The organism is Nitrosospira sp. TNL200, from assembly GCF_055386305.1.
This window is the reverse complement of the sequence record NZ_AP041003.1, coordinates 2977418-2991002: the sequence shown is the minus strand read 5'-3', so window position 1 is coordinate 2991002 and position 13585 is coordinate 2977418. Positions and strand designations below refer to the sequence as shown.

General features: G+C 55.3%; 11 protein-coding genes. 4 read left to right on the top strand and 7 right to left on the bottom strand.

Going from position 1 to position 13585, the window contains the following annotated elements; genetic code table 11:
• Positions 1 to 53: 53 nt before the first annotated feature.
• Positions 54 to 2657: a glycosyltransferase family 39 protein gene (locus ACZ5CE_RS13505; RefSeq protein ID WP_464575422.1), complete on the bottom strand. Its 2604-nt coding sequence runs from the start codon at positions 2655 to 2657 to the stop codon at positions 54 to 56.
• A 422-nt stretch (positions 2658 to 3079) separates the two neighbouring features.
• Here ACZ5CE_RS13505 and ACZ5CE_RS13500 point away from each other — a divergent pair, with 422 nt between their 5' ends.
• Positions 3080 to 4408 (top strand): sugar-transfer associated ATP-grasp domain-containing protein, encoded by a 1329-nt coding sequence (locus ACZ5CE_RS13500; protein WP_464575421.1) that lies wholly within the window; start codon positions 3080 to 3082, stop codon positions 4406 to 4408.
• Between the two features lie 174 nt (positions 4409 to 4582).
• Here the strand turns inward: ACZ5CE_RS13500 and ACZ5CE_RS13495 are convergent, their stop codons facing one another.
• The 5 genes from ACZ5CE_RS13495 to ACZ5CE_RS13475 all read right to left on the bottom strand — a co-directional run bounded on the left by ACZ5CE_RS13495 (position 4583) and on the right by ACZ5CE_RS13475 (position 8775).
• Positions 4583 to 5221 carry an HAD family hydrolase gene (locus ACZ5CE_RS13495; RefSeq protein ID WP_464575420.1) on the bottom strand — a complete coding sequence of 213 codons (639 nt, stop codon included), beginning with the start codon at positions 5219 to 5221 and terminating at the stop codon, positions 4583 to 4585.
• Complete coding sequence (locus tag ACZ5CE_RS13490; protein WP_464575419.1) at positions 5218 to 6147, bottom strand: NAD-dependent epimerase/dehydratase family protein; 930 nt, start codon at positions 6145 to 6147, stop codon at positions 5218 to 5220. Before ACZ5CE_RS13490 ends, ACZ5CE_RS13495 begins: the two co-directional genes overlap by 4 nt.
• Before the next feature lie 119 nt (positions 6148 to 6266).
• The gene (locus ACZ5CE_RS13485) at positions 6267 to 7205 is read right to left on the bottom strand and encodes a phosphoglycerate dehydrogenase (protein ID WP_464575418.1); all 939 of its coding nucleotides are present in this window, start codon (positions 7203 to 7205) and stop codon (positions 6267 to 6269) included.
• On the bottom strand, positions 7202 to 7963 hold the full coding sequence (locus tag ACZ5CE_RS13480) for an HpcH/HpaI aldolase family protein (protein ID WP_464575417.1): 762 nt from the start codon (positions 7961 to 7963) through the stop codon (positions 7202 to 7204). Before ACZ5CE_RS13480 ends, ACZ5CE_RS13485 begins: the two co-directional genes overlap by 4 nt.
• A 53-nt stretch (positions 7964 to 8016) precedes the next feature.
• Positions 8017 to 8775 carry a 3-deoxy-manno-octulosonate cytidylyltransferase gene (locus ACZ5CE_RS13475; protein ID WP_464575416.1) on the bottom strand — a complete coding sequence of 253 codons (759 nt, stop codon included), beginning with the start codon at positions 8773 to 8775 and terminating at the stop codon, positions 8017 to 8019.
• A gap of 342 nt (positions 8776 to 9117) precedes the next feature.
• On the opposite strand from ACZ5CE_RS13475, the gene ACZ5CE_RS13470 reads away from it, so the two are divergent.
• The 3 genes from ACZ5CE_RS13470 to ACZ5CE_RS13460 all read left to right on the top strand — a co-directional run bounded on the left by ACZ5CE_RS13470 (position 9118) and on the right by ACZ5CE_RS13460 (position 12330).
• Positions 9118 to 10437, top strand: a complete 1320-nt coding sequence (locus ACZ5CE_RS13470) for a hypothetical protein (protein WP_464575415.1) — start codon at positions 9118 to 9120, stop codon at positions 10435 to 10437.
• Positions 10438 to 10479: 42 nt separating this feature from the next.
• Positions 10480 to 11493 carry a glycosyltransferase family 2 protein gene (locus ACZ5CE_RS13465; RefSeq protein ID WP_464575414.1) on the top strand — a complete coding sequence of 338 codons (1014 nt, stop codon included), beginning with the start codon at positions 10480 to 10482 and terminating at the stop codon, positions 11491 to 11493.
• A gap of 72 nt (positions 11494 to 11565) precedes the next feature.
• On the top strand, positions 11566 to 12330 hold the full coding sequence (locus tag ACZ5CE_RS13460) for a 3',5'-cyclic-nucleotide phosphodiesterase (RefSeq protein WP_464575413.1): 765 nt from the start codon (positions 11566 to 11568) through the stop codon (positions 12328 to 12330).
• Positions 12331 to 12513: 183 nt separating this feature from the next.
• Here the strand turns inward: ACZ5CE_RS13460 and corA are convergent, their stop codons facing one another.
• Positions 12514 to 13584 carry a magnesium/cobalt transporter CorA gene (corA, locus tag ACZ5CE_RS13455; RefSeq protein WP_464575412.1) on the bottom strand — a complete coding sequence of 357 codons (1071 nt, stop codon included), beginning with the start codon at positions 13582 to 13584 and terminating at the stop codon, positions 12514 to 12516.
• Position 13585 lies beyond the last annotated feature (1 nt).

Sequence of the window (13585 nt, the reverse complement as noted above, 5' to 3'; positions counted from 1 at the left end):
GCTCCCTCCCGGAACAAACTCCGGCAGCGAAGAGTGGCGATCAAATCTGCCATTCAACAGCTACGATGGATTATGCCGCGATACCCCTTTGCGGTGCGGTAGTAAATCCATCGCAGCGGCTTATCCTCGCGCAATACCAGATGGCTTTGCACCGGTGCGGGCCGATCGAGCATTTGCGCGATATCGTTGCCCCATCGGTCGCATTCAAGATCTATCTCCTTGTTCCCGATCAATATGATCGGCCGGGTGACGGGGGGTTCCGATGGATACCAGAATTGATACATGGCGCCGCTGTCGCCAAACATATTGCGCGAGCGAATGTCCATCCCGCCCTTTCGGTCATAGAAGGTCAGGCTGCTTGCAATCGGCCATTTGCTCATGCCTACTACCAGCGGTTTCTGTCCAGACTGGCGGTATACCTCTTTGACAATTTTTTTAACCTCGTCCGTTGCTTCACGCCAGAAATAGTGCTGTTTCATGAACACCGGATAGGGGATGCCGGGTATTCCCAGCACTACATAATGAAGGGCGAATGCATAGGCCAATACGCAAATGGCAATGGTCGGCTTCCATGCAGGCAGTAAACGGCTTGTTGCACTGCTGACGCTGCCTGTTGATGATTTCATCATCCAGGCTATCGATGGCAGTACGGCAAGCCATAGCGGCGCGGTCCAATGGAAGCGCAAGGAATCGAACATGCTGAGTACAAAAAAAACCGCCAGCGGCACCCCGGTGAATATTCTTACGAACAGGCGGCGCCTGCGCGCCAACTCGCTGTCATCGTTACCGGCCTCTGACAGCAAGGCCGATGCGGCGGCGAGCAAACCCACGGGAGTCAGCAGTAACAGCAGGTTTGCGAATAGCAGGTGTGTCGAGAACTGATCGTCGCCGACTCCCTTGATCCGCGATGACTGGAACGTGATCGACGCCCACTGGTGCTCCATGTTCCAGATGATGACCGGCGAGAACAGCAACAGGGCAAGCCCCGCTGCCAGATAGGGGTGAGGCCGGCGAAGCCAGCGCCGGGCCTTCGGATCCAGTATGACGAACAAAAGCGCTGCGAGTCCCAGCAGGCCCAGCGTGTACTTGGACAGGATACCCAGGCCGAACGCGATTCCCATCCCCAGCCAGGCCGAGCTGCGATCTGCTATCAACGCTCGTTCCATATAATAGAGAGTGGCGGCCCAGGCAGCGATCAGCGGTGCATCTGCTGTCATCAGCAGGCCGGTAGCGAAGCTGAACGGCAATATCGCCAGCAGCAGCACAGTACGCATTCCGGTGGGTTTGTCATACAGGTTCCGCGCCAGAGCGTAAAGATATCCCATCGTCACCAGGCCGCTGAGGAACGCGCCGATGCGTACGCCGAATTCGGTATTGCCAAAGACCGCTGTACCCAGCCAGATCAGCCATGCAACCATGGGAGGATGGTCATAAAAACTCCAATCCATGTGCTGGGCGTAGTTCCAGTAATAGGCCTCGTCCGGGATCAATTGCCCTGCGCCCATATAGATCAGGCGCAGCAGCACGACAAAGGCCACGATTCCCAGCGAGGCGAGCCGCCATCGCGCCTCCGGGGCGAGCGCGTTCAGTTCGGGCCGGGAAACGTAGAAGACGTATCCCAGATAGCTGATCGCCGTGGACACGGCAATGGCCGGGAGAATGGCAAGAAAGGGGGATAACTGCCAATCATAGACCAGCAAGGCTAGAATTCCACCGCGCGTCAGCAAGGCAATGGCGCCGACCATCAACAGGCGGGCGAATTGGCGTGGCCCCGATGGACCGGGGCGCTGCAGGAGCGGATATTTTGCTTTAAGCGCATGATTCAGCGTGGCGGCAGCAAAAAAGCTCGCCATATGCGCCAGCGCGATTCCGGCTCCAGCGCTCATGAATAGCTGGAATAACACTGTGTCGGCAATCACACCGAACCATCCGGTCATTAAAAATCGGTTGTCCGTACCGGGCGCCGCAGAACCGCCAGCCGGCATCGCTAACCGCTGCAAGCCGCTGCGTGGATGGGAAAACGATGATTTGGAGGCAATTGGCACCGGATTGCGAAAACAGATTGGCACTTTTGCCACTTTAAGTTTTCCCTGTCCCGCCTTCGGCCACGCAGGCAGCATCCGGTGTCCCCGTGCATGCACGGCAATGGTCGACGCCAGTTCGCGGCGAAAAGCGAAAAATCCGGAAGGTACGCCATCGGCATCGTCGATGAAGCCTGTGATCCAGGCGTTGATAGGCGCCAGCCATTGCAGATGCGCCGGTCCACCCTCGATACGGTTACCTGCGGCACTGCGGCTGCCTACGGCGACATCGTAATTGCCGTCCAGCACCGGCCCGGCAATTGCGGGCAGTTGCTCTGGCGGACAGGCCAGGCTGGCATCCATTACCACGATGACATCGCTTCGGGCCACTGCCGCGCCAGCCAGAATCGAATCTGCCAGGTCGGGCATGGACGTGGATTCGACGAGCTGGATATTCTCCTGCCCTCGCCATCTGCCCATATTTTCAGAGGCGTTATCCAGGGGGCAGCCGACAAGAATCACTTCAAAGGTACCTTGCGGTACATCCGGTAAATCCAGTGTGCTCAGGGAAGTCAGTAATGAATCGATGCGGGCGGCATCATCGAGCGCAGGAATGACTACAGAAAATTTTATCAAAGATGATTCCTGAAAGTTTGTTGCTTGGATGTGTTCGGATCTGGTTAAAATCCGGTCAAAAGTTCACATAAACTTGATTAAAAGCTAACGTAAAAATCAAGTCATCCGATTATCATGAATTCCAAACCACGAGTTCAGTATTTTGCTCCTGAACGAGGATGAACCATCAGTCCGAAGTGGGTGCCGATACTGGTGATTCGGCAGCGGCAATGCTGGCTTGGGGTTCACCTTGACGTCGTCGCTCTCTGGTCAAAGAGCATATTGTCGGTTATTCTGGCGCTGCGCGGTGGAAATCTCCAAAAGAGATAATGACAAATTGCATAGCTTTTCGTTGTCACCTGTCTGCTGATGGCTGCCGCACGTATCCGGTATATATCCGTACATGACAGACAGGACATTTGTGCCGTGGATTTTGGAGGATCATGAAGAAGATCGTATTCGATTGGGGTATTGACAGGATTACACGCGAATTGAGCGGAGCGATGTGGACATTTTCCCGCCTGCGTGATGACAGTTCGGCAGCGACATTCGTCCACCGATGCTTCCAGCATGAGATCTGGGACGAGGTCAGGCTCCGGGAACGCATCATAATATGTCTGGCGCTGCCGCTCGCACCACTGGTAACCGTGGCGCTGACAGCAGTGTTCACCGCGGTCAATGGCCCGGCGATAAAGAAGCGGACCGGGAAGGGGATTATCAGGCAAGCTCGGGAGCAGATCGAGGTCGCGCTTCGGTGCGCGATCTTGCCTCCCTGGTATTATATTTTCGAACTTCACGACGATGACAAGCGGCGACATGCTTCGGAATACATGAACCGCTTCGAAATGAAATGTGGGCTCTATCGTTATCTGCGCGATTATAACGGCGGACTTCCCATCCCTGCCGAGCGTACCACCGCCTGCATCAAGGACAAGGCATGCTTCATGTCCCGCTGTCGCAAATTTGGCATTGCGACCGCGCCCATCCTTCTGCGTGCCGCGAATGGAGAGATCATCCCGGCAGACTGGAGCGGGCCCGGTTTGCCGGAAGTCGATCTTTTCGTGAAGCCATTGAATGGCCAGGGCGGCAGAAATATCACCCGCTGGGACTATCTGGGTTCGGGACAATATCGTCGCAACGATGGAAAACTCGCTACCCCGGAAGAGGTGCTGGAAGACTTGCGCCAGGCGTCGGAGCGCAGAGTTTTCCTGGTGCAGCCGCGACTTGTGAATCATAGGGAGATCGCTGATCTTGGCAATGGCACTCTGGCAACGGTCCGGGTGATGAGCTGCCGGAATGAGCAAGGGAATTTCGAAATCACCAATGCGGTTTTTCGCATGGCGCGAAGCAGCGCCGTCGTTGTCGATAACTACCATGCGGGGGGGATCGCAGCCAATGTCGACATTCATACCGGCGAACTGGGAAGGGCAGCCCGCGGAGCCTGGGGATCTACGGTGGACGGGTGGTACGAGCAGCACCCCGAAACGGGCGTGCAGATAGTGCATCGCAGACTCCCACGCTGGCAGGAGCTGCTAGACTTGGTATGTTATGCCCATGGCAGCGCCTTTTCCGATCAGGTGGTGATCGGCTGGGATGTCGCATTGCTCGATAACGGACCATGCCTGATCGAAATCAATAAGGCGCCGGACCTGGACATCATCCAGCGCATTGGCAGCGGTCCGGTGGGGAATGAGCGGCTCGGGAAACTTCTGGCGTTCAACCTGAAACGAACCATCGAGGCCAAGCATCGCTCTCCGGCATGGATGACATGATCGCTATCGGGTAATCATCAGGCAGCACCAACATTCCCTCGTGTCACGGGAGTCACGGGTGTTATGGGGAGTTACGGAATGCCAGCTCAATGTCGGGCCTGATATCCTGAAATTGACAGGCGATCCGGGATTACTTCGGGATTTTCGGGTACAAGGAGGTGTCGGTGGAGGTTGTCAGGCCAGCGGAATCAGATCGGGCACGACATCCACATCTTCCGGGAAAGGATTGTTATCGCCGTGACGCACGCGGCCCACGAACGCCACTTTGTTAAGCCGTGCGCTGTGCAGGTCGATAAGTGCATCGCCTATCATCAGCACCTGATCGGGCGGGAGCCCATGGGTGGCCAAAATATCTGCGATGAGAGTATGCTTTGGCGTCGGTGATCCGCGTACCGCAGTGAAGTAGGCCGCAAGCCCCCGGCGCTGGACGATCATGTTCAGTTCCGGTTCCGGCGTACCGGAAGCGACAAATAGGGGGATTCTCGAGAATTCCTTCCGGATCAATTCGGCAGCGCCCGGCACAGCCTCGCTGGCAATGACCGCTTCCATCACCAGTTCCGAGAAACGCCGGTCCAGCTCCCGTTCTTCTTCGCGGGTCAGCGGCGGCTTCATCAGGATGTGTTTCTGGAAGTAATGAAATTTATCGTAGCGGGACATGCCTCCGTGCAGCCGGTGATAGCGGGCCACCTCAGCCATGACTGTTTCCCCATAGGCCTGATAGAGATTGGCAAAGGCCTGGGTTTTGATATCCCCTGATTCCACCACCACGCCATCGAAATCGAAAATGATGGCTTGCCACTTCCGCGTCTTCATGCCTTGTTGTCCGATGCCAGGGGAGCAGTTTCATCATCCTTGCTGGAGTGATGTATCTTTTGATGAATATCGCGCAAGCAGTCCAGCAGTCCCTGCCCCAGATCCACATGCTCGTTCAGCACCAGTTTGTGGCCGATACGCGGTTGAAACGCATAAGGGGTTATTTCGTAGTGATGTACCGCATTGGCTTCGTCGAAATGGAGATCGACATGCCAGGGCATTATCTCGGAGATCATGGTCATTACTTCCCTGATACGCAGTCTTTCCTGGCCGGTCAAAATAAGATGGCGATTTGCGAACTCGGGCGCCAGTATTTGTACGCTCATGCGTGCCGCATCTTCTACATGGATATACTCTCTGATTGCCTCGCCGGTTCCATGATAAGTTATCGAATGGCGCTCCACCGCTTCATGCAGCATCCGGTAGATGCCATTGCGCGCATCTGCGCGCCGGCCATAAAGCGAGCCGTAGCGCAGGATGCTGTAATCCAGCCCATAGCGTTCATGATAGGTTTCTATAAAGCGCTCCGCTGCCTGTTTGCTTGCGCGATAGAAGGAGCCCGATTCGGAATAGACGTAAATCGTGCTGGCGAAGACGAAGCGCCGAACCCCTGCTATACGGGCAGCCTCCAGCGCATGCATGTTGCCCAGTACGTTGACGGTGGCTGTCGCCAGCGGCTTGTCATGGGCTTCGTCGATATCGGCGATGGCGGCGAAATTGTAGACCGCGTTGGTGCCTTTCGCCGCTTCGACCACCTGGGAAAGATCCATGATGTCGCCAATGATCATTTCCTGGTCGTCGCGCCTGTAGGGAGAAGCAGTGCGATCGAACAAGCGTACCCGATAGCCTGCGATAGACAGGGCGTCGGCCACATGGCTGCCAAGAAAGCCGCTCGCCCCAAACACTATCGCAGTCTCATTAAGCATGGTTTTTAGCCTAAATTCAGTAGCGAACTCACCATATAGGTGAATGCCAAGTATCGTGGGAAGTCTTTGTGGATCATGGCTCTAAACTGGAAATGAGCGGTCAACTGCCGGATTTGGATTTAATCTTCCTTGATCAAACCCGCGCTAACCAGTCCTCGCCGCAGGTTTTCCGCAGCTTCGATTTCCATGCGTTGGCGGGATTCCCTGGCAAGAGAGCCGACATGCGAGGTGAGGATGGCTTTGTCGCATTGGAGCAGCGGACCGTGATAAGGTTCCTGTTCGAATACGTCCAGCGCGGCAGCTCCCAGGCGCCCAGTGTTCAATGCCTCGGCCAAAGCAGCTTCGTCGATGAGTCCTCCTCGGGCCGTATTGACTACGACCGCGCCAGGCTTCATCCGCGAGAAAGCCTCCGCGTTCAGCAAATGGTGTGTCTGCGCATCATAGGTGAGATGAAGGCTGACAACGCTGGCTTCTGCCAGAAGCACCGGCAAAGTGGTCAACTTTACGCCAGGCAATGATTGCTCAACATAGGAATCGTGTGCGACGACCTGCGCGCCGAAAGCCTGGCACAACGCCGCGACCCTCTTGCCGACCCGCCCCAGGCCGACTATGCCCACGGTCTGTGCCGCAAGCAGTCCTCCTTGAATGCGCGGCCATTCGCCAGCCCGCAGCAGGCGATCGATCTCGCAGATGCGCCTTAGTGCTGCCAGTATCATGCACATGGCCAGTTCCGCGACCGCCTGCGCGGGCGCTTCCGGCGTATTGAAGACGCTGATTCCATAGCGCTTCGCCGCTGCGAGATCCACACTGTCAAGGCCGCTTCCGCAACGAGACACGACTTTCAAACCTCTGGCGCCTGCGAATACCCGCTCCGTCAAAGGCTCGATGCCTGCAATCATTCCGACGGTATCGCTGCCCAGCAGCGCGATTGTCTCGTCTTCCGTCAGCTTGCGTCCATGGCTGTTTTTGACGATATGCATTCCTTCCCTCAATAAATGCTTGAGAGGAGGGTTGCCGTCGATGTCGAACGATGAAGTGGAGATGGCGAGGTTGCTCATAGTGATGCCCTTATATGTTGCATATGGCTGCGGCACAGGGTGTCGAGTATGCGTATGTCCAGACCGTAGCCCAGGAATGTAAAGCCCGCATCGATGCTTTGCCGAAGCCGATCCAGGTCCGGCTCGACTATATGGATGCCGCCGGCTTTTTGCAGGCGCCGTCCGGCCTCCCGCACATGTTCTATGGCGGATTGAACCTCGGGATAATCGAGTTCGCCCGGTCGTCCCATGGAGCCCGATAGATCGTAAGGTCCGATAATATATGCATCGATGCCGGGGACCGAAAGAATGGAATCGATTGCGTTTACCGCGTCGATATGTTCGATCATTGCTATGATTACCGCATTGTCGTCCATCCAGTGGCGGTATTGCTGAAATCGGGCGCCATAGCCTTGCGCGCGAGCCAAGCCCACGCCGCGCCGGCCTCGAGGCGGATAATATACAGCCTGTACCGCCGCTTCAGCGTCGGAAGCCTTGTTGACCATGGGAACCATTACGCCTGTGGCGCCAGCGTCCATGACACGTTTGATCTGATCGGGATGATTCGAGGTGAGCCGTACGATAGCAGGGCATCGCAGACTGTCGAGCACCTGGATCAGCATCTGAACCTCGCTCAGTTCCAGAACGCTGTGCTCGGTATCCAGCACCAGCCAGTCGAAACCCGCGGAAGCCATGATCTCTGCGATTGCCGGATGTCCCAGCGTGATCCATGATCCGATGGTCAGTTCATTTGCCGCCAGTCTTGATTTCAATTCCATGGATATCCGAGGTGTCAGCAGGAAAGCGTCATTGCCCGGTCGGGGGGCATCGTTCAGTAAGAAGCCAGCAAGGGATCGGCCATCATCAGCCGGGCTACCTTTTCCAGGTCGGCCTGGGTATCCACTGCTTGAGTACTGAACTGCGTCTCCACCATTTTTATCCGGTACCCATGTTCCAGCAGTCGTAGCATGTCTACCGACTCCAGTTGTTCCAGCGGAGTGGATGGCAATCGCGCAAAATCAGCCAGTGTTTCCCGTCTGAATGGAATGATGCAAACCTGCTTATGGGCTGCGGGGTGGAAAAACTCCTGAGCATTCGATGGGGGGGCGGTCGGGATCGGTTGCCTCGACATGTAGATCGCATCCCCCTTTTGATTCATCACGACCTTGATCGTGTTTGGATCAAGGAACTCAGCTTTGCACTCGATGGTTTTTACCAGGTTGACGCACCCCAGTTGCGGATCGGATTGAAAAGGGGCTACTGCGGCATCGATCATTTTCGGATGTGTCATTGGTTCATCACCCTGCACCATCACGATGAGGTCGGCGTCAGTTCTGGCTACCGCTTCCGCTACCCGATCACTTGCTCTTTCATGGGTGTTGGCCGTCATGATTACCGGCGCACCAAACCCCTGCGCCGCCTTCTGGATTTCCTCATCGCATGTCGCAATATACGTCGCATGGAGAACCTTGCTCATGGCAACCCGTTTGTAGACATGCTCCAGCATGGTTCGGCCCAGCAGCATGGCGAGCGGTTTTCCGGGAAAGCGTGTCGAGCCCATGCGTGCCGGTATCACAGCAATTATTTTCATTTGAGAATCATATCCAGCGTATCGTCGTTACCGAATTCATGCGGCAGTTACCATTGGCCGCGCTCTGCATTACGCGGCGCCCGTTGCAGGCCGTGCAGGCCGACATATTACCACTATACCGCTGTGCTGGGAGCAGGCGAGGCGCGCCTTATGATCATCCCGATGAATCATCCCCGGTTTTTCCGCAACGCGCTCAACGAGAATTTGTTCATTGCTTCCCTAGTAAGCCGGGGTGCTACGATGTACAATCACACGCTTTTTCTGTCATAAATGGCGACCTGATATTGACAGAATGATGGATATGCTGATTTCAGGCAATGATCAAAGGCCAAGAGCCCGGGTATGAAAGCGCTTTTCTTCCTTCGTCATTACAACGACATAGATCATATCACCCCTGTCATATACAAATGGGTCGATGCAGGACATACCTGTGACGTCGTACTGATCGGCAATTCGCGATTTCGTGGGGACTATCGCATCCAGTTTCTGAAGAAACTGAAGGGGGTACGGCTGGATTACATCGGAGACGTGCTGCCGCCATTCGAGTTCTTCATGTGGTTTTTTCAAACGCTGATATTGATCCGGAGTTTGCGCCGTCCTTTCATCGGTCCCGTCATGGTATACCTGGCGGGAATTTTTGATGTCAAGCGGCGCGAGCCAGTCTGGCAGAGTACGGCCCGGCACTTGCTGACAAGAAGTTTTGGCCGCCATGACGAAGGGGTGGTCGTGTTCGACTGGATAGAAAGGAATTCGTCAATTTGCGTCGAATGGGTTTCGATCATGCTGGCCAACGCGCGGGAGATGGGTCTTGGCACGATATCGCTGCCTCATGGAGATAGTCCGCACGCGAGCCAGTTGATCCGGCGCAGGGAACTGCGGCTGGAACCCGACACGACGTTTGCGAACGCGGGCATTTTTGAGAAAGTGGTGGTGCCGAACGAGTTATGCTCCGTGCGGTTTCGTCCTTTCATGGACAATACCAAGCTGATGGTTCTGGGTTCGCCGCGATACTGTGACGAGTGGCTGGAAAAGCTGGCCACGTTCATGCCTCCGTCTCCCCTGGTTCGTTCCGACAGCCAGCTCAAGGTCGTGATGTTTTTGCGGAAGAGCAATTTTTCCACGTTCTGGGAAGAAGTGGGGGAAGTCGTGCGTGTTATCGCCAGCTTTCCTGGAGTGGAGCTCGTGATCAAGCCTCATACTCGTGGCGGCTGGCAACAATCCCTCACAAAGGATATCTCGCTTCGGCGCATGCCTAACGTGAGCGTGGCCGGGAACGTTCATTCGATTTATCTCATGAACTGGGCGGATGTCATAATCGATCTCGCTACTTCGGTCGTATTCGAGGCCGTCAAGGGCGGGAAGCCTGTCATGGCGGGGGATTATCTGCATGCAGGCCGTTCTGCCCTGGCTGAGTTTATGCCGGAGACAGAATTGCGTTGCCGGGATGATGTGTATAAGCATATACAGGGATTTCTCGATCATGGCTGCAATTCTTTCTATATAGAGGAGCACCGCCAGCGTTTCATCAGGGAAATGATCGATGTCGGAGGCAAGGACGTCTTGTCCCGATACGTTGCATTGCTCGAGGAACAGGTGCGACCCAAGTCCGGCGAGGTATCGGTCGATGAGCGGGATATCGTATCGGCTCCCGCATCGGCCTGATGAACCAAGCCGAAGGTTAGCATAGGGGCGCACCGGAGCCTCATGTCGGCTATACCCATTATTGATGCAGTCATTCCCGTATTCAATGCCCCTGCGTTAACCCGCCGGTGCGTTGATTCCGTTGTTGCGCACCTCGGCCGCTCCATAAGATATATCCATATCCAGGATGATGCGTCCGAGGCCGAAACCCGCGAAATGCTCGATCAGCTACCGTATGAGAGCGTACGTATCTTTCACGCGTCGAAAAATCAGGGATTCGGAAAATCGGTAAATGACGCTGTAGCGCGCTCGGATGCGGCCTATGTCCTGATCCTCAATTCGGATACCGTGGCCAGCGAGGATTTCCTGCCGGCGCTGTGTGCCGTATTCTCGGCCGATCCGCAACTTGCTGTCATTATTCCCGCGGGTAACGAATATACCAAATACGAATGGGAAAAATATCGGCGCCTGCCGGGAGGCTACGTGCAAACCCACCGGCTTCGCGGTTATGCGTTCCTGATCAGGAGAAATGTCTTCAGCGAAATCGGGGGGTTCGACTCTCTGTTCGGACGGGGCTATTACGAGGATGTGGATCTCGGCCGCAGGCTCGCCTTGCAAGGCTGGCGGCTCGGCGTATATCCTGAGGCCCGCATAGAACATAAGGGAGGAGGTTCATTTGGCCGCGGTCGCTCATTCAAGGAGCTGGCACGCCATAACCGGAACCTGTATCTTTCCCGTTATCCGGATGCTGGTCGCCACATACTGTTGATTTCGGGTACCTGTTCGCTTACGCAGCTTCCCCCCGAGTTATTGCATGCTGTCGATAATGTGTTCCAGCACGGGGGATATATGGATTGGCTTGCACCGCGGCGCTCATGGCCGCTTCTCTGTCTGCAGATGCGCGCTGGCTCCTTGCCTCTTGTTGACCTCGCAAGATTGTTCATATACAACCAGTATTCCCATAGATGCTTCAGGGAAATCTGGATCTTGCCGGATGCGCCGCGCTTGCTCACCGCCTTGTTTGCATTCTGCGCGCGCGCAAGGGGCGTGAAGATAGTGTCTTGGAAATGGAGTTAAGAGGTACGAAACGAAACTGGATGCGAGGTATGGAATGGATGGTGCAATCCGCGGTATTCGTCTGGAGACGCGATGCGATTAACCATACTGGGATGTACCGGCGGGATTGCGGCTGATCTAAGGACCACCTGCCTGATGCTCGATCATGACATACTTGTGGATGCCGGCACCGGTGTGGGCGACCTGACGATGGAACAGATGCTGCGCATCGACGCCGTGTTTCTCACTCATTCCCATCTCGACCATACGGCGCTTCTGCCCATGCTTGCGGATATGGTGGGACCGCGCCGCGACAAGCCTCTTACTGTTTATGCCTTGCCCGAAACCTGCGCTATTCTGAAACAGGACATGTTCAATTTCAGGCTCTGGCCGGATTACACTTCCTTGCCTACGCTCGCCAATCCTTACCTGGTCTTTCGAACAATCGCTGTCGACTGCACCGTGGACATATCGGGAAGAAGAATTACGCCGCTGCCGGTTCGACATGCCGTGCCAGGCGTGGCCTATCAGTTCGAAGGTCCGAAGGCGAGTTTCGTCTTCAGCGGGGATACAACGTATTACCCCCCATTCTGGCATGCCTTGAGAGCCATTACCAATCTGCGCTACCTGATGATCGAGGCGACATTTCTTGACTGCAATACCGCTGCAGCCAGAGTTGCCGGCCATATGCGCCCAAAACTGCTGGCGCTCGGATTAAAGCATCTGAACAAATCAGTCCACTTTTTAATCACCCATATGGAACCCGGCAATGAAGATGCCACGATGGCGGAAATCCGGAAGGCGGCTGAAGGTTTCCAGGTGGAGAGAGCGGTACGCGGACAAGTATTCGAATTCTAGGGAAGCGCTGAATAAAGCCCCGCCCCATAAGGGTTACGGTAAAATCGGGCGCTCCCGGCTACGACCTTCGTCGCGCGCCTTATGATCATCCTGATTTTACCAGCAACGCGTTCAGCGAGGATTTGTTCAGCGCTTCCCTAGCAGCCTGCCGGCAGGCTGCCAGCAATTCGGTTCACTGGCTCCCTACAGCCATTTTTTCCAGCGAAACAGTGCCAGCATTCCGATGCTGATAGTCAGCATCACGCCCAGCACCGCGAAAAATCCCCAATGCCAGTCAAGCCCGGGCAGGTATCTGAAATTCATGCCATAAAGGCTCGCTATCAGGCCCAAAGGCATGAATATGGTGGTGATGACGGTCAGTACTTTCATTACTGTGCTGATACGATAACTGACGCTCGACATATATATATCAAGCATCCCCGCCGTCAGGTCACGCAGCGACTCGACCGAGTCGATGATATGGATGGTATGGTCATACACATCCCTCATATAAAGCAGGGTATTGCTGGTGATGAGCGGAGAATTCCCCCTTTGCAGCGAATTGATGACTTCTCTTAGCGGCCAGAGTGATTTTCTCAGGAATACGCCTTCGCGCTTGAGGCGATAAATTGAATGCAGGGTGAAAGGTTGAGGACGCTCGATCAATTCCGCTTCCAGTGCTTCGGTTTTTTCATCAATCCGCTCCAGGATGACGAAGTAGCTGTCGACAATCGCATCGATCAAACTGTATATCAGGAAGTCCGCTCCCAGTTTCCTTATTTGCCCCTTGCCCAGATGCAGGCGCTCTCGAACCGAGTCGAATTGAGCGTCATCCCCTTCCAGAAAGGTGAGGACAAAATTTTTTCCCAGCACTAGGCTGACTTGATCCGAATCCAGCGCTTCTTCGGCTACCGTATTTTTATAAGCAAAGGTCTTCAGCACGAGGTAGAGATAATTCCCGTAATCCTCAAGCTTTGGCCGCTGGTTCGTATTGAGTATGTCCTCCAGAACGAGGGGGTGAAGGTTGAAGAGCGCTCCCATTTGCTCAAGTATGGTGATGTCATGCAAGCCATGCAGGTTGACCCAGATGGTTCCCCGCGCTGAGCAGATCTTGTGCGCCAGTTCGGAGGCGGGAACCACCGATTCCCGGATATCGCTTTCGTCATATTCCGTCAGCGTGATGAGGGGTGCGGTCGCCTTGGTCTTGCCGAGATGCACCAGAGTGCCGGGTGGCAATCCCGATTTTCTCGATCTCTTCCGGGAGTGGGCTGCCATC